The following is a 22,311-nucleotide window of genomic DNA, read 5'->3' as shown; positions in this document are numbered from 1 at the left end:
CAGATCCCTAGCCCCTGATTGCCATGAAGGACTTGGTCAGGAACGTGATCTTTTCCTTGCGGATCTTTGCGTCGTCGAACAGAGCCACGAACATGGCGTGGTTCAGCAACCGGGCACTCTCGACCGTTTCCACGGCCTCGTCGGTTGAAGAGGCCTTGGGCCAGTGCCCAAGTGAAAAATGACGGACAAGCCAGACCCTTGTGGCTTTCGGCAGCCAATGAAAGATCGGTGTCATGCAATGCGGTTCAACCGGAAACCAGAAATTTGGGGTCTGAACGAAATAGCCGCCGGGAAAGTCCTTGATGTTCGCCGCATACCGTTTCATCTGCGCCCAGTCGCCGACATGCTCGATGACCGAATTGGAATGGATCAGGTCAAAGTCATCTGCGTTGAGCTCGCTCCAGATGTCCTTCGTGGCATCGCCGGTCATGAAGGAAAAACGCCCCTGCGCTTCGAAGGCCTGGGAGCCGGGCAGATTCAAGAGCGTGATCTGAACCTTGTTGTCTTCCAGAAAGGCCTCGTCGACGATCCGCCAGTACTGGACGGTACCACCGATATCCAGGATGCGGACGGACCCTTTTTCCTGAAATGTCTTGGTGATCAAGTCGCAGAAAAGCTGAATTCTTCTCTTTCTGGCAGCCTTGCCAAAGCTGAAACCGTCTGTTTCATAGCCGGAAAGAAGCCGTGTCAGCGCACCCATATCGACAACCCTGTTGATTATGGAGGGGCCCAATACACCGCCCCCCTCTTGTCGGACCCGGCCCTTATAAGGCCAATCCGTTAATCAATCGCCGCCAACCGGACCCTTTTGCCCTTTCGGCTTATTCCCACTCGATCGTGCCCGGGGGTTTGGATGTGATGTCGTAAGTGACCCGGTTGATCCCCTGCACCTCATTGATGATGCGGGTGGCTGTTTCTCCGAGGAACTCATGACTGAACGGGAAATAGTCCGCCGTCATGCCATCAACCGACGTTACGGCGCGCAGCGCACAGGCATAGTCGTAGGTCCGGCCGTCGCCCATGACACCAACCGTGCGTACCGGCAGGATCGCGACGAAGGCCTGCCAGATATCGTCGTAAAGACCGTGTTTGCGGATCTGGTCGATATAGACCGCATCGGCCTTGCGCAGAATCTCGAGCTTGTCCCGGGTGATCTCACCCGGACAGCGAATGGCCAGGCCCGGACCCGGGAACGGGTGACGGCCGATGAAGCTGTCCGGCAGGCCGAGCTCACGGCCGAGCGCCCTTACCTCATCCTTGAAGAGTTCGCGCAGCGGTTCGACCAGCTTCAGGCCCATTTTTTCCGGAAGACCGCCGACATTGTGATGCGACTTGATGGTGACCGAGGGCCCGCCGGAGAAGCTGACACTCTCGATTACATCCGGATAAAGCGTACCCTGGGCCAGGAATTCGGCACCGTCGATTTCATTGGCGTGTTTCTGGAACACGTCGATGAACAGCCTGCCAATGATCTTCCGCTTGGTCTCCGGATCAGACTCACCGTCCAGCTCACCCAGGAAGAGCTCGGATTCATCGGCATGGATCAACGGGATATTGTAGTGGTCCCGGAACATGGAGACGACTTCGTCAGCCTCGTTGAGACGAAGAAGACCATGATCGACAAAAACACAGGTGAGCTGATCGCCAATCGCCTCGTGGATCAGAACCGCAGCGACGGAGCTGTCAACGCCTCCGGACAGCCCGCAGATGACCTTCTTGTCCCCGACCTGTTCGCGGATCTTGGCAATGGCGTCATCCTTGTAGGCGCCCATCGTCCAGTCACCGGTAAAGCCGGCAAGCCGCACGAAATTCTCATAAAGTGTCTTGCCATTCGGCGTGTGGTGCACTTCGGGGTGGAACTGGACAGCGTAGAAGTTTCGCGACGTGTCTGCCGTAATCGCGTAAGGCGCATTCGGTGAAGTGCCAAACACTTCAAAGCCCGGTGCGAGACGGCTGACATGGTCGCCGTGGCTCATCCAGACCTGTTCGCGGCCGTCGCTGAACCAGCCTTTCAGGATCGCGAGATCCGTTTCGGAAGGCGTCACGAAGGCTCTGCCGAATTCAGCGGTGCCACCGCCACCGGAAATCTTGCCGCCGTCCACCTGGCCGCCCAGCTGCTGCATCATGACCTGCTGGCCATAGCAGATCCCCAGGATCGGGATCCCCATCGTGTAGATGCTCTCTGGCGGACGCGGAGACCCGTCTCGCGTCACCGAATCCGGGCCGCCGGAAAAGATCACGGCCTTGGGATCGAACTCGCTCAAGAACGCGTCTGTCACGTTCTGATAGGGATGAATTTCGCAATAGACATTGAGTTCACGCAGACGCCGCGCAATCAGCTGCGTCACCTGGGAACCGAAGTCGATAATGAGAAGGCGTTGATGCTGGGTCATGGCCAGCTTCTAACCGGTCTTTTCACCAATTTGAACCCGAATTTCGCGCTCATTCCGCTCCCGCACAAGAATTTCTCTTGCAGCGCGCCCGGTCTTCTTTCTGCGCCGCGATATTGGCCGGCAAATAAATCGGCGGACAAGCTGTGCACCGTTCATTTTCCCTTTTGACCGCCGTCCTGCGGCTCCTTAGGCTGGGGTTGCACGCCTGCTTCGTCTGACATGTCGACAGGACGAACCATCCGTGCCCTGAGGAAATCCGCACCAGATGACAGCAGCTGCCCGTAAAGCGTTTGACGAAGCCGTAGCCCTGGAAACCGCCGGTCAGGTCGACAAGGCGCTGGTGTCCTATCTGAAGGCGCAGGAGTTGTCTCCGGACGACACTGAAATTGCCTACAGAACCGCCTCTGCACTGCTTCAGAACGGTTACCTGGACGAAGCCCTGTCTCAGTTGCGCCGGATCGTCTTTGCCGAACCGGACAATCACAACGCTCGTGCCAGTCTCGGCAACTGCCATCTGCTTCTGAACGATTACGCCAACGCCGAACAGTGTTTCGCGGAGGTGCTCGCAAATGCGCCCGAAAGCCGAAACGCGCTTTACGGACTGGCGAGTGTCCTTTTGAAGGAAGACCGGCCATTGGAAGCCGTCGGGCCGGCACGGCAATTGGCCGACCTGCTCCCCGACAGCGCGGCGGCGCTGACTCTGTTTGCCGAGACCCAGACGCGGACCGAACAAATGCCTGCCGCGGTTGCGGCTTATCGAAAGGCGCTGAAACTGGACCCCAATTACGGCCCCGCATTAATCGGCCTCTGTCAGACTCTTCTGTTGCGAAAGCGGTTCGACGAGGTGATCGAACTGGCGCTCCGGGCCTGCGAAAATGCACCTGCCGATCCGATGCCCCTTGAACTGCTGTCGGACGCGCTCCAGGGAAAAAGCCATCTGGATGACGCCGTGGAAGCCGCAGAAGCAGCCCTGAAGCTCGATCCGCGCTCCACCACAAACCATGTGCGTCTGAGCACGCTTTCCAGAAAACGCGCCGATCACACAGCCGCGCTTCGTCATGCCCTGGCGGCGCACGAACTGGACAAGGGGGCCAGGGAACCATTGAACGCCCTGGGGGCAGCGCTCGCCGCCTTGAAATACCCGGTTCAGGCCAGATCGGTGCTGACTTGCCTGTCGGCCGGCACCGGGCTGGATTTGGACGTTCGGCAGCTTGTGAACGAGTTGATCGCGGACAGTGGCACTGGTGGCGGAATTGTACCGGACAAACAACAGGAACCCGCCGAAACTCTACAAGACGCGACACTTGCGCAGAACGTCGCAGAGACCCGGGACCACGCAGACGGTGACCTTTCCCGGCCCCCGGAGCCAGGTTTTGATCGAACGGAGGCCTTGTTGACCGCCGACGACAACCAACTGCCGAATGTCCTTGGCCTGCGCAGACAGGACAGAACCTGACGCCAATGACCGATGTCCAGCCCGGTCTTTATGCGTTGCGCATCATCAGGGAAATGAAAAAGCCGTCCGTCTGGGTCGAAGCCGGGGTCAGTGTCAGTTCGCCTCGTTCGGAAACATATTTCGGCGCGCCGGTTCCGGTGAGCGTCTTCTCCCAGACATCCTTGACCGACACGGAGTGAAACTCCGGATGATCCTTCAGGAACCGGTCGATCTGGTTCTGGTTTTCATCTGCAAGGATCGAACAGGTTGCATAGGCGAGGCGACCGCCCTTGCGAACGTATCGGGATGCGTTTTCCAGAACGTGACGTTGGTCCTGCAGACGTTCTTCCAGGGCCTTCTCCGTCAGGCGCCACTTGGAATCCGGGCGTCGGCGCCAGACACCGGTTCCGGTACATGGCGCATCGATGAAAACGAGATCCATTTGCCCGACCAGATCATCCAGGCTGGAACTTGCCGGGTCACGCACCTGAACATTGCGCACCCCTGCCCGCTGTAACCGCTCATGGATGGGGGCAAGACGCAGCCGGTCGGCGTCATAGGCATAGAGCTGACCCTTGTTCTGCATGGCTGCAGCAAAGGCCAGCGTTTTCCCGCCACCACCGGCGCAGTAATCCAGAACCTGTTCACCGGGCATTGCCTGGGCGAGAAGCGCTGCGAGCTGGCTTGCTTCGTCCTGGAGCTCAAACCACCCCTTCCGATAGCCTTCTTCGGCCTGGACATGCGGCATCCGCCCCGGACCGGGTTTGGCTTCAATCCTCAGGCCAATCGGTGAGAGTGGTGTGGCCACCGCGCTGGCATGCGCGAGGCGCTTGGTCATCTTGTCCCGCTCGGATTTCAGCGTGTTGGTCCTGAGATCGACAGGTGCACGCGTGGCAAGCGCCCTGCCCTCGCCGACGGCAGTTTCTCCGAATGCAGATACGAATTTGGGCCAAAGCCAGTCCGGCACATCGGCTTCCTGAGCCAGTGTGATGTCGGAAACCTGATCGGCGGTGAGCGCGTTGTGCTCGTCGTCTGTCAGCGCCTCTGGCGCATGCCTGTCGCCCTCAAGTACCTCAACCAGCGTGTCGACGCCTTTTTCCCAGGTGATGCAATAGGTGGCAAGCGCCAGCGCCCGAGGCGTATCGGATCGCATGCGTGCGCTGAGCGAGGCCTTGTTGCGCAGGGCATCAAACACCAGATTCCCGATCACGGTCCGGTCCCCCGATCCGGCAAACCGATGGGCAGCGCCCCAGTCCCTCAATGCGATCTGGACCGGTCGATGGCGTGTTTCCACCTCGGTGAGGACTTCAATTGCCGCCGCGAGGCGTCCGCCATCTTTCATGCTGTTCCTTTGCAGACTGGCCGGTCTCTACGATCCAAAGCGGATCAAACGTTGGACGGATAGTTCGGGCTTTCCCGCGTGATGGTCACATCATGCGCGTGGCTCTCACGGAGCCCGGCGCCGGAAATCTGCACAAACCGTGCTTTTTCCTGGAAATCCTGGATGGTCTTTCCGCCGACATAGCCCATGGCCGCACGCAGGCCGCCTGCCAGCTGGTGCAGCACGCTGCCGAGTGCGCCTTTATAGGGAACCTGTCCTTCGATGCCTTCCGGAACCAGTTTCAGGCTGTCGCGCACTTCCGCCTGGAAATAGCGATCCGCGGATCCGCGGGCCATCGCACCGACAGACCCCATGCCGCGATAGGATTTATAGGACCGGCCCTGGTGCAGATAGACTTCGCCCGGGCTTTCCTCCGTGCCGGCCAGCAGAGAGCCGACCATGACAGACGCTGCACCGGCGGCAATCGCCTTGGCGAGGTCGCCGGAATACTTGATGCCGCCATCTGCAACCACCGGAACGCCGTGTTTGTTGGCTTCGTTGACCGATTCCATAATCGCGGTGAGCTGAGGTACGCCGACGCCGGCAACAATACGCGTTGTGCAAATTGATCCAGGGCCAATGCCGACCTTCACCGCATCCGCGCCGGCATCGATCAACGCCTTTGTGGCCTCCGACGTGGCAACATTGCCGGCCAGCACCTGAACCGAATTGGACAGCTGCTTCACCCGGGCCACCATGTCGAGAACTTTCTGGGAATGGCCGTGCGCCGTATCGACGACAACCATGTCGACGCCCGCATCGACCAGGCGTTCGGCCCGTGCAAATCCCTCTTCGCCAACACTTGTGGCCGCAGCTACGCGAAGACGCCCCTGGGGGTCCTTCGACGCATTCGGGTTCAGCTGCGCCTTTTCCATATCCTTTACGGTGATCAGGCCGATGCAGTTGCGGTTTTCGTCCACCACCAGCAGCTTCTCGATCCTGTTCTGGTGCAACAGGCGTTTGGCATCGTCCTGGCTGACATTCTCACTGACGGTAACGAGATTGTCCTTGGTCATCAGCTCGTGGATCTTCTGATCCGGATTGGACGCAAAACGGACATCGCGGTTGGTCAGGATGCCGACCAGCTTGCCGGCGACCTGAGCACCCGAGCCGCCGTTTTCGACCACCGGCACGCCTGAAATGCCGAAACGCTTCATCAGGTCCAGTGCATCCTGCAAGGTCGCATCCGGACCGATCACAAGCGGATTCACCACCATGCCGGATTCGAATTTCTTGACCATGCGGACCTCTTCAGCCTGCTGGTCGAGCGACAGGTTGCGGTGAACGACACCAATGCCGCCGGCCTGAGCCATGGCGATGGCAAGACGTCCTTCCGTAACCGTGTCCATGGCCGACGAGAGGATTGGAATATTGAGTTCCAGTTCCCGGGTAACGCGGGTCTTGAGATCAACATCGCCCGGCATGACTTCCGAGTGACCGGGAATCAGCAACACATCGTCAAAGGTCAGAGCTTGTTGTCCGGTTGACGGAACAAAAAAGGATGCCATGGCCAATTCCCCTTTATGAAAATAGCTGAAACGCCGGCCTTTCTGGAAAGGTCAGCGTCGTTTGAGTCGCTTCGGCTGTGCCGGAGAAGTTGGCGCGGGTCAATAACATGCAGGTGACAGAATGAAAAGGGTTATTAAAACACCCGGCAGAATTCTCGTTACCGAACCTTCAAGGCCTCAAGGACCGTTGAGCGCAGATAGTCATATTGCTCGGCGTTGGTGTCCGCGAAGGCCTCTTCGCGGGTCGCCGGAAGGTCGTCATAGGCAACCGGTCGCTCAAACTGGTTCGCCGTGAAGTCGTGCCGCCTGCCATCAATCCGGTTGTAGAAATGCCAGATCAACCCGTAACGGGTCTTCAGAATGTCTGCGCCAAGAACATCGTTTGCAACGAGCGCAGTAACCCCACATTGACCGGCGGCGGGCACGTCTTCGGACCACAATGTGCTCGACTTGAGGCTCCAGGAAGCTTCAAGCGCCCGCGCCAGCCTGTCCGTATCAGTCATCGGACGGCTCACCGTCTTGCAGCTCGCTGCCGCGAAAGCCCTTGGCAATGACATAGAGCTCCGGGCTTTCCTTGCGGCTGGCCGGCGGCTTCAGATGAGAAACGGATTTGAATTCACGCTTCAGGTCCTGCAGCATGGCGTTTTCGGTGCCGCCGCGAAAGACTTTCGCCAGGAATGAGCCTCCGGGAACCAGATTTCGGCGGGCAAAGTCGATCGCAATTTCAAAAAGATGCGTTGTGCGCAGGTGATCGGTCTGCTTGTGACCGGTCGTCGGTGCGGCCATGTCGGACAGCACAACATCGGGCCGGTGCCCGCCAAGCGCGGTCATCAGCGCGTCCGGGGCATCATCGTCCAGAAAGTCCTTCTTCAGAAAGGTCGTGCCGCGCACGTGATCCATGTCGAGATAGTCGATACCAACCACTTTCGGCGCCTCGACGCTGGACTGTACGCGCTCCACGGCAACCTGGCACCAGCCCCCCGGCGCACAGCCGAGATCAACCACCCGGTAGCCGGGCTTCAAAAGCTTGTGCTTGTCGTCAATCTCGATCAGCTTGTAGGCTGCCCGTGAGCGATAACCATCGATCTTTGCCCGCCGCACATACGGATCGTTCAACTGACGTGACAGCCAGCGGGTCGACGATTCCCGCCGCCCTGCAGCTGTCTTGACCTTGACGTGCAGGCCCCGGTCGCCGGACCCCTTTTTTCCACGGCTCATGGTTCGTTCCTCTGGCGGCTGCGATGATGCCTGTGTCCCGCACGCCGGTTGGACCAGACGCCGTCAGCAGCCATAAGTTCTGTAAGAATGCCTTCCCGCAAGCCACGGTCGGCAACCCGAAGGCGCGAACAGGTCCAACGCCGCCGGATCGCTTCCAATATGGCGCAGCCGGCCAGAACCAGATCCGCCCGGTCCGCGCCGATGCAGGGATTTTCAACTCGCGCCTCATACGGCATGTCGCGCAGTTGATCAATCATTCTGGAAACATCGCTGTCTGCCAGCCAGGTCCCGTCCACGCGTCTGCGGTCATAGCGTTTGAGGCCGAGATGCACGCCCGCAAGCGTGGTGACGGTGCCTGATGTTCCGAGCATGTGGACACGGCCGGAGGAAATCGCCTCGGTCAGATTATGCGCGAGACTGAAGGCCGCCAGATGGTCGGCGGCGTCTTCGACCATGGCTTCGAATATGTCGGGGGTGACGTGAACCCCGCCATGGCGTTCCGCCAGATTGACGACACCCACCGGCAACGAAATCCAGGACCGGATGAAGCGCGTCAGGGCATAGCCGCGCGCACCGCACCGGTTGCGCAGGTCGAGCCAGACGATTTCGGAGGAGCCGCCGCCGATATCGAACAGGATGACACCGTCTGCATCCAGATCGACAAGCGAAGCGCATCCGGCGACTGCAAGCCGGGCTTCCGTTTCCCGGTTGACCACTTCCAGCGCCAGTCCCGTCTCGCCCTTGACCCGGTCGATGAAATCATCGCCATTTTCCGCGGCTCGGCAGGCTTCTGTCGCAATCAGGCGGGACCGGCTCACGCCCCTGTCCGCCAGTTTTCGATGACACTGTGCCAGGGCGTCAATCGCCCGGTCCATGGCGGCGTCGCTCAGTTTCCTGTTCGATCCGACCCCCTCGCCAAGACGAACGATCCTTGAATAGGCGTCAACCACGCGAAACCCGCGCTCTTCCGGACGCGCGATCAGCAGCCGGCAGTTGTTGGTGCCAAGATCAAGAGCCGCATAAAGCGGCGCATTGCCTGCGCGCGCACCAGTGGACCTTGCGCGATGAATACCACCGCGCCCACCACGGTTCCTCTCAGGAGAAGCCGACCCTGACTGGTTGTCGGATCGTCTGGTTTTCGAGACAACTGCCTCATGGGGTCGATCTCGAGCCTCCGGTGCCGCTCCCTGGGCCGCCTGACCTGGTGACATCGCTGTTTGGGACTGCGGCCCCGCACCGCCTGACGCCTGTCTGCGGCGGCGTCCACGTCTGCGTGCGGCTTTCTTTCCCTTGGCGCTTGTCAGCGTGTCCGGTTGCGCAGGACTTCCCTCGCCACTGTTAGCTCCCGATGGATGATGCGCCGCAGTCTGGCCTTCGGCCGTTTTGGATCGTCCGCGCCTGCGCTTTTTGCGCTTTCGCTCGCCGTCATTACGGCCGCCGCCTTCAGAATCGGCGGTTGAGGGCCTAATGGGCCTCTTTTCGACGGGTCCGTTCGCAGTCTCGACGGGAACCGGGCCGTTTGCCGGAGACACCACAGGCGTACCATTTGTTGCGGTGCCTGCCTGGTTGCCTTTCGACCCTTTGCCAGATCGGCGCTTGCGGCGCCGCCTGTTTGCTCCCTTGGGCTCCTGTTGAGCCCCGCTGGAAACGGACACGTCAGCGGTACGTCGCCCGGATTCGGGCGGTTCCTGACCTGACTGAGTCACGTTATGCCTTTCAGATTCCCGCAGCAGCCTGCCGTTTTAATGGGGCGCGGACGGGAACCGCGTCTTTCGTTGACAAAACTGTAACAGGTTGACCGGCACTGGAAAAGCTTTGCCTGAGGCGAATTTGGACCTATCGGCGTCGCTCAGATCGGTGGCGCCGAGATTTCACAAAAAAGTCAGATACGGGTCTTGCAATCCAGATTATGATGGATGTATATGCGGCACACCAATCGCGACGGGCCGGTGTTCGATCTTGCGAAGCGATTGAGCGCTCCATCAGCGAGCTTTGCTGGGGAATAGGTTAACGGTAGACCCGCGGACTCTGACTCCGTTAGTCCTGGTTCGAATCCAGGTTCCCCAGCCAAATTTTTCCAATCAGAATTGACATGCCTTACAGGCTCCAAAGATGGCGACGGATGAGTTCGGTTGCGCTCAAAACGTCGAGGTGCCTCTGTTTCGAGGTGTGCTGTTTTCCTATCGTTTACAAACGTCGACCACTTCCCCAAAAGTGCAAAGATTTGAGATTTCCGCCAAGTTTGAGACGTAACACGCGAGAAACGAGCGAGCTTTCGATAAAATTCTGTATTTCACACCTGACGATTGCTCTACTGCTTCCAGTTCAAAAACAAGCTGAACCATCTAATCATTCGCAAACCAGGCGAAAAATGACTATAATTGAGTCTCTCTTGAAGTAATTTCCGGTTTTACAGTGCGGCATGGGGGGAAACATGGCGGCCGGATTGCGCCTTAGTCTTTTAGATGGTTGCCATGCTGAAATCTCAGACGGTTCCAACCTTGGCCTGAAGAACAAAAAAAGTCTTGCCATTCTGGGCTACCTTTCAACGTGCGAAACCTTCTCTGCAAGCCGATCGCGGCTTTGCGGTCTTTTCTGGAGCGAGGTCGAAGAAAGCAAGGCCCGTACCTCTCTTCGGCAATCCCTGAAACTCATCAACAAGGCCCTCATGGAAGGCGGTCTTACGACGCTTTTCTCAGACAAAGATCAGATACACATCAAAAAGTCGGAAGTGTCTCAGGACCTCCATGATCTTTGGGAGGCCATTTCGTCCCGGAACTTTTCCTTTCCATCGCTCCTGAGAGAGCGGTTGCCAGAAAGAATTTTCCTGGGATTTGAGGATCTGGACCCTGCTTTCGATGCTTGGCTTGCAATTTTCCGCGAGGAATTCCGTCAAAACCTGCTCACGAGACTGGAAACTTCGTTCCAGGATAACAAGGACCCTCAGATTCGGCTCTGGGTTGCGCGGGCGATTGTGAAGGCTGAGCCGACAGATGAGGCGATGGTTCGGTTCATCATGGCAACCGAAGCCACCCAGGGCCGGAAACACTTGGCACTTCGGGAATACAATTCACTCCTGCAAACGCTGCGTCATGAGTTTGAAGTCGATGTCGAACCCGAGACCCGCAAGCTGGCCGAGGAAATAGAGTCAAATCAAACACGCATTCAGATGGGGTCAGAACCCGCTCTAGATAGGCGCCTGCTGGATTGGGAAAGTGAGCAAGAACCGGTCATCGCAGTCATGGTGACGCCCTCAAAAGGCAACAAGAGTGAGAAACTCGAAGCACTTTCTTCGGTGTTTCAATCCTCTCTCATCAGCGGCCTTGTCAGGTTTCGGCACTGGACAATCGTTGATCGCGCTTCTCTTCATCTGACCGGTGGAGAAATGCCGGACTCCTCAATCACCCACGAACTTCGAATTCTACTTACCCCCTCTTCGAACAAGCTGAATGTTGCCATCGAGCTCAAGGAAAACGCGTACCTGCAGCATGTCATCTGGGCGGATGCTGTCACCATGAACCTGGCAGGTTGGGAAGAAAAAATCACCGAGGTCGTCAAGGGCCTTTGCAGCGCCTTCAATATCCACCTGTCCAGATACCATCTCGAACTGGTTCGCAAGGGCCAGAAGGTAGCACCTCAGGCTTTCGAAAAACTGGTTGAAGGGCAAACACTGCTACAACTCTGGTCGCCCGAAGCCGATGAACGTGCCGAAGCTCTCTTTCTGGAAGCAATTCAGGTCTCTCCAGACAACGCGGAGCTACATGCCCGTTTGGCGGATATCTAAAATTCTCGCCACATCATCTATCCAGGGACGGAACGGTCGCGTGCACTTGAGCTGAGATCGCTGCAGCTTGCCAAACGCGCGGTGATGCTTGATCCTCTTAGTGCCAAGTGTCATTTGACCCTGGCCTGGTCACAAGCCATGGCCAAAAAGCCAGTGCAAGCGCTCCATTCGTTCCAGACCTCGGTGGATCTGAACGATGCCGATCCCGAAAATCTGATTTCGGCCGCTCATGGTGCTGCAATCTGCGGTGACGAATCTTTGGCGGCCAGGTGCAGAGACATGGCTTTTTCGGTGCACCCCTGCCCGCCTAATCTTTATTGGGGCTTTGACAGCAATATCCGGTTTCAATCGAAAGAATACGAGGAAAGCGTTTTTTCCGCTGACCGGTCCGGGGAAATAAAGCCCAACATTCTTGGTTGGAAGAGCGCCGCCCTCGGCATGCTTGGGCGGTCGGCGGAAGCGACCCAAACGGGCGAAGAGTTTATCACCATGGTGCGTCAGGGTTGGGTCGGCACGAAAGCTCCTTCACCGGAGCATGTCGTTGAATGGTTCGTGCAGATCTTCCCGTTTTCCAGGGACAGTCAGAAACAGCATTTGCTCGAGGGACTTTTCCGTGCCGGTCTCCCGAGCAAACACCTGAACATTCAGCATTCAAACGTTCACCTGCAATAGCCGATCGTGTAGTCGCACACGCGGACCTCGTAGAACCTTTCCATGGTGCTGCCGTCATCGGTCCAGGTTCCGTCGTCAAGCTGTTTGTAAGCTGCCGGCAGCCCCTCGTAGGTCGGCGTGTTCTCGCGATCCTTTTTCTGCATTTCGCAGATGGCAAGTTCAATCAGTTCCTTGGGTGGAATGAGGATTTTGATGTTGTCGACGCCCTGTGCAATCAGCTCGACCCTGACGCCGTCCGGAATCTCCAGCCCGCCTTTGTTCTTCAAGTAGGCATTGTGTTCGTCCGGATTGAGGGGCGCGGTTTCGAGACCCAAGGCGAGTTTGATCAACAATTCTCCAAATTTCGCCATGGCTTCTGTGCCCGGCTGTGTTCCGACCTTTTTCAAAGCCAGGTCCGGGTCGAGACTTTCGCAGTCAATTGGATATTTCACAGCCATAATTGGCTCCTTTCTTGTGCAATCAGGAAACGAAACGGATGACATCCGCCATGGTTTGGAGAGGGGCTTGGACGTGCGTGCCGACATTGGGTGACGGTCTGTTTTGTAGCTTTGTGAGAACCGCACCGCGGAAGGCGTGACACACCAGGTGGCTGCCAACAAAACCGAGTTGGTTGCCACCATGGGAATGGGCCGCCTCGGCGAGCACGTAGACAAAGAGAGGTGTGTGTTCCGACAGGAACTCAGCGTCTCCGGTTTCCAGGGTCTTGTCGGCACCGCTGTTGATGTTGAAAGGCGCCGTCTGCATCAGCATTTCGTAAATGGCGTCGGCCGGCACGATGCTGTTGTTGCTGCCCGTTGCGGCGGCCAGGTGCCTGTGAAGCGCTTGACCGGTTGGCAATTCAAAGACAATTCCCTTTGCCAGAGAGCGAAATGCGAGTCCGATATTGGCGTCCTGAAGCCCGGACCCATTTGGTAAGTTCAGCGCTACGGAGTCGTGGTCCCGCAAAACCCGGCTCATCGCCGGCATGATCTTGTTGGCAAAATTGAACATTTTCGACACGGCCCCACCTTGGCCCTGGCCAGCGCCAGTCGGAAAGAACAGGCTCCAGTCGATGATCCAGCGTCTGTCTGTTGGTAGGTGCTCTTCCGCGTCTTCGTTCAATCCGAACAAATTCAATAATTTTTCCAGTGTTGCCCTGTTGTTGTGAAAGCCACTGAAATTGTCGTTGAAGTTGTAACTCATCCGAACCATCGAGTGACCGAACCGAAGCCCCGCAAAAACGCTTTCGACAGGAAGGGCATAGGATTCGGAAGGTGCATCGCCCGGGAGCTGATCTACAGATGATATGTTCCGGTAGTAGGAAACTACGTCCGGATGACAGAGCGCTGTGAGCAACTCCTCTTCAAGGATGGTCAGGTAGACCGCGGTTGTAAGGTCGCGCGCCAACTGAAACCGATTACCGTTGTTCGGCAATCCGTCGTAAATCTTGTTGTGAAGTTTCATGAACAGAAGCGTCAGTTGCGACAGGATGAAATTGTCCGCGTTTCGAATATCCGCAAGCAGCGGGTCAAACCTTTTCGATCCGACTGGACAGCCGGCAACGGGATGAAACGGCATGCGTGGAATGTCTTCAGCAGGCCCCGGCAGATAGTTCTCGGGTTTAAAATTCTGGTTCAGCCGACCGATCCTGAACTTGCCGCGCGTCAAACTATCAGGGTCATATTCAAAAAACTGGACTGTTCCATTTTCCTGCAAACCATAGAGCGAACTTAGGTCAAGACCGGTGGTTTCCAGATTTTGTGCTGCTGCCGGCTGAAGGTCGGTTAGTCTTTCAACGACACTTGAGCTGACCATGTCATGGACGGCGAACTGCGCAAGGTAGACATAGCCGGCTTTGATGGTCGAGCCCCTATCTTCCTCCGGAAGGCCACCGTTCGAATGCAGCGTATTTGACAGCCTGACCAGCAATTCCAGTTTGCTGCAACTGTCGTGATTTTCGACTGCGTTCGAAAATAGATCCGCCGCTTCATAATTAAAGAGCTTTGGTAAGTACCGCCCGGCGTTTTGGATTGCGGACGGACCGCGGCGTGGCGCCAAGGCACTAAAAAAACTATTTGGAAATGACTGACCGTGTCTCATGTTTGCCTCCCCTACTATAAATGCTGATAAAGCGCGTGAGCAGCCAAATCGCGCCTATTGATCAGGCCCCAATTGATTGGCCGGCGTGGCATTGGCTGCTTCCTTGGAAATTGCGGGAAACAGGGACGTGTCGAGCACCTGTTCCTTAAAATGTGACCAGGGAAAACAGACACCAGGATCGGACTTTCGCAATGGATCCAGACGCGCATGGGAAACGATATGACGCAGGTTCGGGTATTTCGCCCAGCAGTAGCGGACAATATTGGCGGTCTCCTTGATCTGCTCTTCAGAGAAGTCATCGCCGCTTTTCTGCGCATTGACCACGTTAATTCCCAAACTCGAATGATTTGTCTTGGTTTTGCCCCTGTTCACCCTCGGATGCGAAACAGCATTCCGGACATGCCATGCAGCCCGGGCCTCTGGTGCACAGGCCCAAACCAGCTTCTTATGTTCAGCTTCGTCTTTGTCCGGCACCAGCCAGTGCCAGCTGGCTTTTCTGGCATTCATCGCGGCAACGGCGCCTTGTGAGTTACATCCAGCTGTTGCATGAATAACGATTGTCTTGATGCCGAGAATTGGGTCCCAAATCCGCTTGGACGTACAGTGCTTCCAGACGGCGGCAATACCCGGATACCACTCTTCGGAGATCTTGGATGGAACCGGCCGCGGCGTGGATGGCAGATCAAACTGATAGTCTTGCGGGTTCGCCATTTCAGAACTCCAAGAAATTGATTTTGGGGTTGAATTGGTTGTCCACCTAAGGGCGTGATTGGACCGTGATTGTAGAAACACGCGGATCAAAAACGAAAATGCTTTCAACTCTCGATTTCAAAAAAGTGGCAGACCTTTTCGAAGACAGCCTCAACGGAAAAGATGCGAGAACCGAAGACGCGCCTGAGAAAGCCTTTCTGACAGCTTTAGGTTACCTTGATGATGCAGGAAAACCCGTTGCGACCAAAGTCTGGTCAGGCTTGTCCAAACTGCTCAGGCACGCGGACACCCTCGACAATCTCTTTGCAATGCCCGTCCCGACCATGCCGGGGCTTTACTTCTTTGGGGCTCAAAGACGGACTAGACCCGGGGTCTTGACAAATTACGGCGGCAGCGGGGTCGCGCCGAATGAGGCATTCGAACGCTGTCTAGGAGAGGCTGTCGAACACATTACAAGCCTTTCTGTAGAGCCCGGACACCATCAGACCAGGTCCAGCAGCACCGGTTTTGCGTCCGGAAAAACACTGGCTCATGCGCAGATATCCGCGGCCAATGAATGTCTTGAAAGACACGATCTCGCCCGGTGGTTCCTGTCCGGCGCCCCCTTGCTGGCGCTTCAACCGGATAAACGACTGATTTCAATTGCCAGCTCGCTCAGACGATCCCGGGAACCGTCGATTGAATTTCTGTTGGTTCTAAACGAAAACAACCCGCACAATACCGTCATCGCGGCATCAGAATACTGCGGGGAGCTGGTAACAGGTTATGGCTGTTCGCCAGACATCTACGACGCCTGTCTGAAGGCTGCCTGTGAGCTTGGTCAGGGGGAACTCGGAGTTCAATTCGAAAGACAGTTGCCGACCTCACCACCAAACGGGTTTCTGGCGCGCTCCAGTCACTTCAGGTCCCTGCCCCACCTGTTGGAAGCCGACGTATCGAAGACACCGGACACCTTGTCAGGTCAACGCGACAGCGGACCTTTTGCCAACCTGGGTGACTTCACATTTTCCGACATAACTTCTGAAGAAATCGGCATTCCCTGCGTCCAGGCAAAAAACACAAAGCTGAGAGATGTCGTCCTTGAAGTGAATGAAGGAGACATCGGTCCGCTCTAGGCTGTAGCGACAAATAGTCGGTAGGCAGCGCTGGAACAAGAAGCGTTTCTGAAGAGGGCAAGAACACAAGGACGTCCAAAACGCTTTCTGGCGCTATCCGTGCCTTCAGACTGATGCCGGGCAACCCCAAAGCGGCCGTTCGAAACCGATTGGCGCCGCCATTTGATCCCGGGTCACACCTGCTTCCAACCGGCAATCACGCAACAATCACGGGATGTCCATGACCCTCTTCCTGGATCCCGCTGGACATTTCTCATTGGGCGCCTGACCAGGCCACCTGTCCAACATACGGATCACAATCGTCTGCACAGCATCGCTGCGCAGGTGTGACTTTCATATTCGTGAGGACTGCAAAATGCCTGCAAAGAAGACCACACGACAACAGTGTGATGCCGCCATGATCGAGGCGAGACGGCGGTTCGGCCACCGTCAGAACATTACTGGTTTCGACGTTGGATATCGTTGGAACGCTGGCAAGCGGACGGACGAAATTTGTGCGCGAATTCACGTTGTAGCCAAAGTGCCAGTAGCTGAACTGGATGCTGCAGAGGTGTTTCCAGCGGAGATAAACGGGGTTCCGCTCGACATTATTCAAGGTCCGTATCGTGTCAGTCGAACCACGATGCCAACAGATCATAGAACGCGGAGCCCCTATTTGATGGGAGGTCTTTCGTGTGGCCGCGTAAACGGCGGCACCGGAACGATCGGAGCGCTTGTTATCGACAAGCGATCCGGGCAACCGGCTCTTCTGTCGAACTGGCACGTTCTTGCAGGAGCAAACGCCCAGGTCGGCGATCCCGTGCTTCAACCGGGCCAGGTCGACAGCGGCGTGCCGGTGCGCGACCAGGTTGCAAGACTGAGCCGCTGGATGCTGGAAACCGGGGGGGATGCGGCCATCGCGGAGATTGATAGCAGACGCCCCTGGCTGCCGCTTCAGTTTGGAAACTTCATTGCCAACGGAAAGGCCCGCGATTCAAAGCTAGGCGAAGTACTGTGCAAGTCAGGCAGAACCACTGGTCAGACCAAGGCCCGCGTCGATGGTGAAGGCTTTTATCGTCTTTACTATGAAGTCCGGCCGGGTGTTGAAGAGATGCGAGAGATCAAAGGGTTCAAGCTTGTTCCGTTGCAAGCGGGCAACCCCGATGATGTCGAAGTGTCATCCGGGGGCGACAGCGGGTCGGTATGGCTGAATGAAAGCTCCAGGGACGCCGTCGGCCTTCACTTTGCCGGTGAAGGTAACCCGGATCCGGCAGCAGAGCACTCGATTGCCTGCAATATTACAACCGTGCTCGACAAGTTGAATGTGCGCCTTGCAACATTCGAGGACTTGTTTGAGGCGATGGAAAGCTCTGAAGCTTTGCGAGACGACGGCAGCCACGCAAAAAGAGTGGATCTTCAGAGAAGCGGCGCCGAACTCAGCTATCCAGATTTCCCGGATTTTCCTCTCCCGTTCCCCTATCCCTGGCCCGGAACGGGCGGACCCTGGCCCTGGCCGTGGCCCTGGCCTTTTGACCCCCGCGACGTCCAACTTCGGCCGAACGAGTGGCTCCGGGGCGCTACACCTGCTGCTGTAGACGGCTTTGCAAATACAAGGATACCGGACCAAAGTCCGTCTCCCGATGTCCTGGCCCGCTCTCATCGGCGGCAGGTTCAACTGGAACGAAGCTTCGGGATCATTTCCGACATCTGGCCCCGTTTGCAAGAAGCCCTGAGAAGCGACAGGGACTTCGACGGCGCGGAAATCGGCGACAAACTTCGAACCTTCATTCCGATGGGCAACGCTGCCGCGGTAATTGCCCGAATTATCAACCGGTCCAGTGCCTTCGAGGACATCCGGTTGCCAACGGTGTTTGAAACGGATTTCGACGGGGCCGTCGACTTCGCCCACATCTGCGAGGACATCATCAGGGTTCTGAACTCCAAAAGATCCTGAACCGAGTTCCAGTATTTTGGAGATTTAAGATGAAAATACTGATGAAATTCTTTGTTGGGGCCGCGATCGCCGCGGTCCCCGGAGCAGCTCTTGCGGAGACACCGCCTGAAGATTTCGATCGGAACGGTGACAAGTTTCTGTCAGGAACGGAAATTGTTGAATACCTTGGGGTTCTACAAGTTTCACCGGACGCGAACGATGCACGGCGGTACCAGATTCTTTTACAGAAGCAGGAGGAATATGCTTCAAGCGGTCTGATCCCAATCAGTGAATTGGGTGTCAGTGTTGAGCGCATTTCCTGCAATTTCGAACAACGGGTCTTTCTGCGTAAGAACGTCATCGATCTGCCGCTCGCGGAATGCGAAGGCCTGCGTCCGAAATCAGACGGCGCGTCTTTCACACTGACCCAAGACCGGAAGGCAAATCTCACAACGGTCGAAATTGACGGCGGCATCGGTCTGGTCCTATTGCCGGCTCGCACTTTCCAGCCGAACCGGGACGGTAACCGGCAGCAGTTTCGTCTCGTCGACCTGGCCGTGAGCGCCTTTGGTGAAGGCAACGGCACTTTCGAAACTGACGCTGATGACGAAGGTTACATTCGCGGTGGATTAAAGGTCGATTGGTTGTTTGGAGGAGGCCCTCTTGAACGTCTGGCCGTCGCAACTGCAGGCTACTACCAGTCAGACCTGGGATTTGACAGCGGCGCTTACGGTGTGCAGGTCTCGCTTGTTCCCCAAAACTCGGACTGGTTGCTCAATGCCTACACGAGGGGCAAAGACGCAAAAACCGATTTCGTCATTAGGGCAAAGAGCACTTTCGACCTGTTCCATGTAGACAATGCCGGGTCGACTGCACTGTCTCAAGGCGACTACGCCTGGTTCGGTGGTTTTCTTGGCCTTGAATACAGCGACAGAACACTTTGGGAGAACGGTGTCGTCCTGAATTCGGGCGTAAACGCCTTCTGGAATGCCGTCGATGGAGAAGACGCCTATCTTTGGGAAAGCGAACTCAAGCTCCTGCTCGACGCTGAGGGACGAACCTCGTTCGGTCTCAACTACACCCGGGGGACGACTCGTCAGAACCCGGTTTTCCAGGACCTTGCCAAACTCACCTTCAACCTGAAGTACTAACCTCCCAAAACTTGGGGCGCGGGATCTTCGCGCCTCCCTTTTCGGGGATCAAACAACCAATCGAAGCGATCTGAGTTTCTGTTTCAATACGGCAATTTCGTTTCGCCAGTGCTCGAGCTTCCGTCTCGACTGCTCGAGCGTTTTTCCGACGTTCTGTTGACTTCCAGCGCCAATTAGGAGAGCCGATATGCAACCCTATAATGTCTCTTTGAAGAACCCCACCCATGTTGTCATCGAGTTGTTCGGCGGCGACAACAATCTCAGTTCCTATGTTGAAGAAGACCTGCAGGAGATTGTTGCCGGCAACTCAGGCACATTTGCAGTCCTCGCGCTTGCCGATCTTGAAGATCGGCCCGCCAGCATTTGGGAAGTAACCCAGGAAAATGGCATTCGCCACATCGAGGACGTCGGCGAAATTGACACTGGAGATCCCGAGGTTCTCGCGGACTTTGTCGCTCGCGCGCTACTGACCTACGCGGACTGCGACCATATCGCGATTGGATTTTGGGACCATGGCTCCGGAACGTTCGATGAATTCGACGCCGATCAAACGGTGCTCGAAAGACGACTGAACCGTGTGCCACGGAGGTTTCGGACGCGCTCGCAACCCGCGCGGCATTTGTTTTTTCCTCGTGCCAAGGTCGCGGCAAATCCAAATATTCGGGCCATGCTTCATGACGACACCAATGGAGGCGTGCTCACCAATCTGGAAGCTGGAGGGATGCTCAAGGCTGCATTCAGCCGGGCCGGACGGCGTCAGAAAGTCGATATGATTTTTTCAGACACCTGCCTCAACGGGATGATCGAAGTTACGGAGCAACTGAGCCCCTATGCCGAGTGTATTGTTGGTTCGGAGGACCTTGAGCCGGGCGACGGTTGGGATTACCAGCTTTGGTTCAGTAAGATGAGTGCCTCTCCGCCGAGGTCGGCTGCTGACTGGGCCTACCAGGCTGTAGAGGCATTTGGTGAAAGCTATGCCGGGCAAACCTGGCAGCATCCCTGTACGCTGGGCGCGTTTCACACAGACCACTCCATGACCGACAAGTTCAGGGAACTGGTCGATATCCTTCGAAAGCTACCTGCGGAGGCATTCTGGGAAACAGACAGGGCCCGCGCAACCAGCCAGTCCTTCGATGTGGTTGATTCCTACGATCTGAAGGATTTTGTGCGGAACTTGCAAAAGGTCGCTTCGAACAATGAAGTTGTTTCCGCCGCAAAAGCGATCGAGGAAGCGTTCGATAAGGCGCTTGTACACTCGGTTGCCCTAGGCCAGACCGTCCCGGATGCCAACGGACTGGCGTTCTGGTTTCCAGCCAATAAACGGAATCTCTACAAGGATTTGGCGACTTATCGGGAACTTGACTTCAACAAGAAGACCGGTTGGGCGGAATATCTCCACAGGCATCGCTAACTCACGCTGACCTGGCTCCTGGTCTTCGGAAGGGAACAAGGTGTCAAGCTCGAGCCGCTTCCCATCCCTCCCCAGGCCTCACCGCTTATCCCGCAGTCCTTTTGAGTGGAGAACTGGCAACGCCGCGGTGTATGCGCTCAAAATGCAAGGAAACCGTTTACCGACCAAGTCAAAAGACGACCAAGTTTTGGTCCGGATTTTCTTATTCCAAAGTCCGGATCAAGTGTTCGTTGGCAACGCAGATTTGTAATCACTTTCCGCCTCATTCTCTCACAAATCGAGCGCCCCGAGCATAAGCTGAAGGTTTCCGTGGCTGTCCAGCGCGGCAATTTTCACCGCCTTTCTGCGAAGCGCGTGGCCTGACGGTAATGTCCAGTGTAGGCGGATAGTCAGCTTTGCGCCTTCCAGCAGCTCCGGAAAACCAACAACCAATGCCCCGAGATAGTCCGGCGGAACCTTCACACGCAGGGAGACATGCTGTGTTGGCTGGCGGATTGTTGCCACGCTCACCGAGGAAAGGCCGATAGCGTCCAGTCGGACTTTCGAACCGAAGGGTAGATTCTCGGCGCACAGCTTGAACTCGAAAACTTCCCAGCTGTTGTCGAAATTATAGAACAGGAACTGCTGTGTTCCACCTGCGGGCTGAAGCGAGATTGTGCGCCAGCCGGCGGCGCCATTGTTGCTGAGCCATTGAGCCTGAGACCAATTGCTTCGGATCTCGAAAGGATCGTTCTTAAAAAACTCGGTCGATGCCAGGGCGATGAGAGAGTAAGGCCCCCGCCCGTCAGGGGCGAATTCAAAGGCGTCGATATTCGCACATCGAAATGTTGGAGAAATGGTCGGTTTGGAGTTTACATCGACCAGGAACGATTTTGTGTTGTTTCCGGCGGACGTGTAGAGCCGAACCCAACTGGAGGGTGGCGGATTTATCGCGGCATCGGCATAGAACATGCTCAATGTTGGAGACGAAATCGGCACGCCGATATTGGTGCTTTGCGCCCGGCCGTAGGCGTAGCTTTTCAGGCCCAAGGGTCCCCAATCCATAACATTCCAGTTCTTGATCAGCCGCTCGGGACTGATCGCGACACTCCCGGCAAGCGAATCCGGGCTTTCCGTCATATCGCCCTGTTTTGGAATTTCGCCGTTGCCACTCATGTTTGGACGAAGATAGAGACCCGACCAGGTGGCAAAGGCCTTGCGCGCGGCAGCGGTGCACAGCGCCCGCTGAAGACCCGTTGCGCTGCTCAGGTCGCCGCCCAGTTTACCGGGGCGCATCTTGACACCACTCCAATAGGTATCGGCGTACAGAGCACCAATAATGGTTGCCAGCGCGGCGACGTTTCTCTCAGGTGTCCATTGGGACCAAACCGTCTTGGCTGCTTGCTCCGCGCTCTTGCCGGCGTTGAAGCAGTCCAGCGCCGTTTGCCAGTACTTCTCGTCAACAGTGTCGGCTCGGAAAGGTGCATCCATGGCAAGTCCCATGATTATCGTTCTTGAACCAAAGGCGACTGCCTGCACCGCCCTTTCCTTGGCGATGCAGG

The 22,311-nt window shown here is 56.7% G+C and carries 18 protein-coding genes and 1 tRNA gene; 8 read left to right on the top strand and 11 right to left on the bottom strand.

The window, feature by feature from the left end:
• Positions 1-7: 7 nt before the first annotated feature.
• A complete protein-coding gene (locus ACO6TG_RS00240; RefSeq protein ID WP_422376357.1) occupies positions 8-733 on the bottom strand; it encodes a methyltransferase domain-containing protein in 726 nt (241 codons plus the stop codon).
• Between the two features lie 88 nt (positions 734-821).
• Positions 822-2,393: a glutamine-hydrolyzing GMP synthase gene (guaA, locus tag ACO6TG_RS00235; protein ID WP_422376356.1), complete on the bottom strand. Its 1,572-nt coding sequence runs from the start codon at positions 2,391-2,393 to the stop codon at positions 822-824.
• 265 nt (positions 2,394-2,658) lie between these two features.
• Here guaA and ACO6TG_RS00230 point away from each other — a divergent pair, with 265 nt between their 5' ends.
• The gene (locus ACO6TG_RS00230; protein ID WP_422376355.1) at positions 2,659-3,849 is read left to right on the top strand and encodes a tetratricopeptide repeat protein; all 1,191 of its coding nucleotides are present in this window, start codon (positions 2,659-2,661) and stop codon (positions 3,847-3,849) included.
• A gap of 28 nt (positions 3,850-3,877) precedes the next feature.
• Here ACO6TG_RS00230 and ACO6TG_RS00225 read toward each other — a convergent pair whose 3' ends face one another.
• From ACO6TG_RS00225 to ACO6TG_RS00205, 5 genes are all read right to left on the bottom strand, one after another.
• Positions 3,878-5,170, bottom strand: a complete 1,293-nt coding sequence (locus tag ACO6TG_RS00225) for an RsmB/NOP family class I SAM-dependent RNA methyltransferase (RefSeq protein ID WP_422376354.1) — start codon at positions 5,168-5,170, stop codon at positions 3,878-3,880.
• A gap of 44 nt (positions 5,171-5,214) precedes the next feature.
• Positions 5,215-6,717, bottom strand: coding sequence for an IMP dehydrogenase (gene guaB / locus ACO6TG_RS00220; protein WP_422376353.1), 1,503 nt, complete (start codon positions 6,715-6,717; stop codon positions 5,215-5,217).
• 158 nt (positions 6,718-6,875) lie between these two features.
• The gene (locus ACO6TG_RS00215) at positions 6,876-7,220 is read right to left on the bottom strand and encodes a YunG family protein (RefSeq protein WP_422376352.1); all 345 of its coding nucleotides are present in this window, start codon (positions 7,218-7,220) and stop codon (positions 6,876-6,878) included.
• Positions 7,213-7,935, bottom strand: a complete 723-nt coding sequence (locus ACO6TG_RS00210; protein ID WP_094070713.1) for an RlmE family RNA methyltransferase — start codon at positions 7,933-7,935, stop codon at positions 7,213-7,215. Before ACO6TG_RS00210 ends, ACO6TG_RS00215 begins: the two co-directional genes overlap by 8 nt.
• On the bottom strand, positions 7,932-9,404 hold the full coding sequence (locus ACO6TG_RS00205; protein ID WP_422378968.1) for a Ppx/GppA phosphatase family protein: 1,473 nt from the start codon (positions 9,402-9,404) through the stop codon (positions 7,932-7,934). The genes ACO6TG_RS00210 and ACO6TG_RS00205 overlap by 4 nt, the downstream gene beginning before the upstream one ends.
• Before the next feature lie 527 nt (positions 9,405-9,931).
• Between ACO6TG_RS00205 and ACO6TG_RS00200 the strand changes: the two genes are divergently transcribed.
• From ACO6TG_RS00200 to ACO6TG_RS00190, 3 genes are all read left to right on the top strand, one after another.
• Positions 9,932-10,005, top strand: a tRNA-Gln gene (locus tag ACO6TG_RS00200).
• A gap of 364 nt (positions 10,006-10,369) precedes the next feature.
• The gene (locus ACO6TG_RS00195) at positions 10,370-11,719 is read left to right on the top strand and encodes an AfsR/SARP family transcriptional regulator (protein WP_422376351.1); all 1,350 of its coding nucleotides are present in this window, start codon (positions 10,370-10,372) and stop codon (positions 11,717-11,719) included.
• Between the two features lie 138 nt (positions 11,720-11,857).
• Positions 11,858-12,391 (top strand): hypothetical protein, encoded by a 534-nt coding sequence (locus ACO6TG_RS00190; RefSeq protein WP_422376350.1) that lies wholly within the window; start codon positions 11,858-11,860, stop codon positions 12,389-12,391.
• On the opposite strand, the gene ACO6TG_RS00185 is transcribed toward ACO6TG_RS00190, so the two are convergent.
• The 3 genes from ACO6TG_RS00185 to ACO6TG_RS00175 are packed head-to-tail and all read right to left on the bottom strand — an operon-like array spanning position 12,379 to position 15,181.
• Positions 12,379-12,828, bottom strand: a complete 450-nt coding sequence (locus tag ACO6TG_RS00185) for a hypothetical protein (RefSeq protein ID WP_422376349.1) — start codon at positions 12,826-12,828, stop codon at positions 12,379-12,381. The two genes, ACO6TG_RS00190 and ACO6TG_RS00185, sit on opposite strands and share 13 nt — an antisense overlap.
• Positions 12,829-12,850: 22 nt before the next feature.
• The gene (locus tag ACO6TG_RS00180; RefSeq protein ID WP_422376348.1) at positions 12,851-14,470 is read right to left on the bottom strand and encodes a peroxidase family protein; all 1,620 of its coding nucleotides are present in this window, start codon (positions 14,468-14,470) and stop codon (positions 12,851-12,853) included.
• 54 nt (positions 14,471-14,524) lie between these two features.
• Positions 14,525-15,181 carry an N-acetylmuramoyl-L-alanine amidase gene (locus ACO6TG_RS00175; RefSeq protein ID WP_422376347.1) on the bottom strand — a complete coding sequence of 219 codons (657 nt, stop codon included), beginning with the start codon at positions 15,179-15,181 and terminating at the stop codon, positions 14,525-14,527.
• A 98-nt stretch (positions 15,182-15,279) separates the two neighbouring features.
• On the opposite strand from ACO6TG_RS00175, the gene ACO6TG_RS00170 reads away from it, so the two are divergent.
• The 4 genes from ACO6TG_RS00170 to ACO6TG_RS00155 all read left to right on the top strand — a co-directional run bounded on the left by ACO6TG_RS00170 (position 15,280) and on the right by ACO6TG_RS00155 (position 20,770).
• Positions 15,280-16,296 (top strand): YcaO-like family protein, encoded by a 1,017-nt coding sequence (locus ACO6TG_RS00170; RefSeq protein WP_422376346.1) that lies wholly within the window; start codon positions 15,280-15,282, stop codon positions 16,294-16,296.
• 658 nt (positions 16,297-16,954) lie between these two features.
• Positions 16,955-18,229: a hypothetical protein gene (locus ACO6TG_RS00165; protein WP_422376345.1), complete on the top strand. Its 1,275-nt coding sequence runs from the start codon at positions 16,955-16,957 to the stop codon at positions 18,227-18,229.
• A 29-nt stretch (positions 18,230-18,258) separates the two neighbouring features.
• Entirely contained in the window at positions 18,259-19,359 is a 1,101-nt protein-coding gene (locus tag ACO6TG_RS00160; RefSeq protein WP_422376344.1) for a hypothetical protein, read from the top strand.
• A gap of 187 nt (positions 19,360-19,546) precedes the next feature.
• A complete protein-coding gene (locus ACO6TG_RS00155) occupies positions 19,547-20,770 on the top strand; it encodes a clostripain-related cysteine peptidase (RefSeq protein WP_422376343.1) in 1,224 nt (407 codons plus the stop codon).
• A gap of 270 nt (positions 20,771-21,040) precedes the next feature.
• Here ACO6TG_RS00155 and ACO6TG_RS00150 read toward each other — a convergent pair whose 3' ends face one another.
• Positions 21,041-22,252, bottom strand: a complete 1,212-nt coding sequence (locus ACO6TG_RS00150) for a hypothetical protein (RefSeq protein ID WP_422376342.1) — start codon at positions 22,250-22,252, stop codon at positions 21,041-21,043.
• Positions 22,253-22,311 lie beyond the last annotated feature (59 nt).

This window comes from Roseibium sp. (assembly GCF_965233565.1).
Lineage (GTDB): Bacteria > Pseudomonadota > Alphaproteobacteria > Rhizobiales > Stappiaceae > Roseibium.
Note: the sequence above shows the minus strand (reverse complement) of the source record. Positions and strands in the feature narration are given on the sequence as shown.

Excerpts from the sequence above, each read along its gene's own strand:
- ACO6TG_RS00170 (WP_422376346.1), top strand. The coding sequence starts at position 15,280 with ATGCTTTCAACTCTCGATTTCAAAAAAGTGGCAGACCTTTTCGAAGAC.
- ACO6TG_RS00210 (WP_094070713.1), bottom strand. The coding sequence starts at position 7,935 with ATGAGCCGTGGAAAAAAGGGGTCCGGCGACCGGGGCCTGCACGTCAAG.
- ACO6TG_RS00230 (WP_422376355.1), top strand. The coding sequence starts at position 2,659 with ATGACAGCAGCTGCCCGTAAAGCGTTTGACGAAGCCGTAGCCCTGGAA.
- ACO6TG_RS00185 (WP_422376349.1), bottom strand. The coding sequence starts at position 12,828 with ATGGCTGTGAAATATCCAATTGACTGCGAAAGTCTCGACCCGGACCTG.
- ACO6TG_RS00190 (WP_422376350.1), top strand. The coding sequence starts at position 11,858 with ATGGCCAAAAAGCCAGTGCAAGCGCTCCATTCGTTCCAGACCTCGGTG.
- ACO6TG_RS00150 (WP_422376342.1), bottom strand. The coding sequence starts at position 22,252 with ATGGGACTTGCCATGGATGCACCTTTCCGAGCCGACACTGTTGACGAG.
- ACO6TG_RS00165 (WP_422376345.1), top strand. The coding sequence starts at position 16,955 with ATGGGAGGTCTTTCGTGTGGCCGCGTAAACGGCGGCACCGGAACGATC.
- ACO6TG_RS00225 (WP_422376354.1), bottom strand. The coding sequence starts at position 5,170 with ATGAAAGATGGCGGACGCCTCGCGGCGGCAATTGAAGTCCTCACCGAG.
- guaA (WP_422376356.1), bottom strand. The coding sequence starts at position 2,393 with ATGACCCAGCATCAACGCCTTCTCATTATCGACTTCGGTTCCCAGGTG.
- guaB (WP_422376353.1), bottom strand. The coding sequence starts at position 6,717 with ATGGCATCCTTTTTTGTTCCGTCAACCGGACAACAAGCTCTGACCTTT.
- ACO6TG_RS00195 (WP_422376351.1), top strand. The coding sequence starts at position 10,370 with ATGGCGGCCGGATTGCGCCTTAGTCTTTTAGATGGTTGCCATGCTGAA.
- ACO6TG_RS00175 (WP_422376347.1), bottom strand. The coding sequence starts at position 15,181 with ATGGCGAACCCGCAAGACTATCAGTTTGATCTGCCATCCACGCCGCGG.
- ACO6TG_RS00155 (WP_422376343.1), top strand. The coding sequence starts at position 19,547 with ATGCAACCCTATAATGTCTCTTTGAAGAACCCCACCCATGTTGTCATC.
- ACO6TG_RS00160 (WP_422376344.1), top strand. The coding sequence starts at position 18,259 with ATGAAAATACTGATGAAATTCTTTGTTGGGGCCGCGATCGCCGCGGTC.
- ACO6TG_RS00180 (WP_422376348.1), bottom strand. The coding sequence starts at position 14,470 with ATGAGACACGGTCAGTCATTTCCAAATAGTTTTTTTAGTGCCTTGGCG.
- ACO6TG_RS00215 (WP_422376352.1), bottom strand. The coding sequence starts at position 7,220 with ATGACTGATACGGACAGGCTGGCGCGGGCGCTTGAAGCTTCCTGGAGC.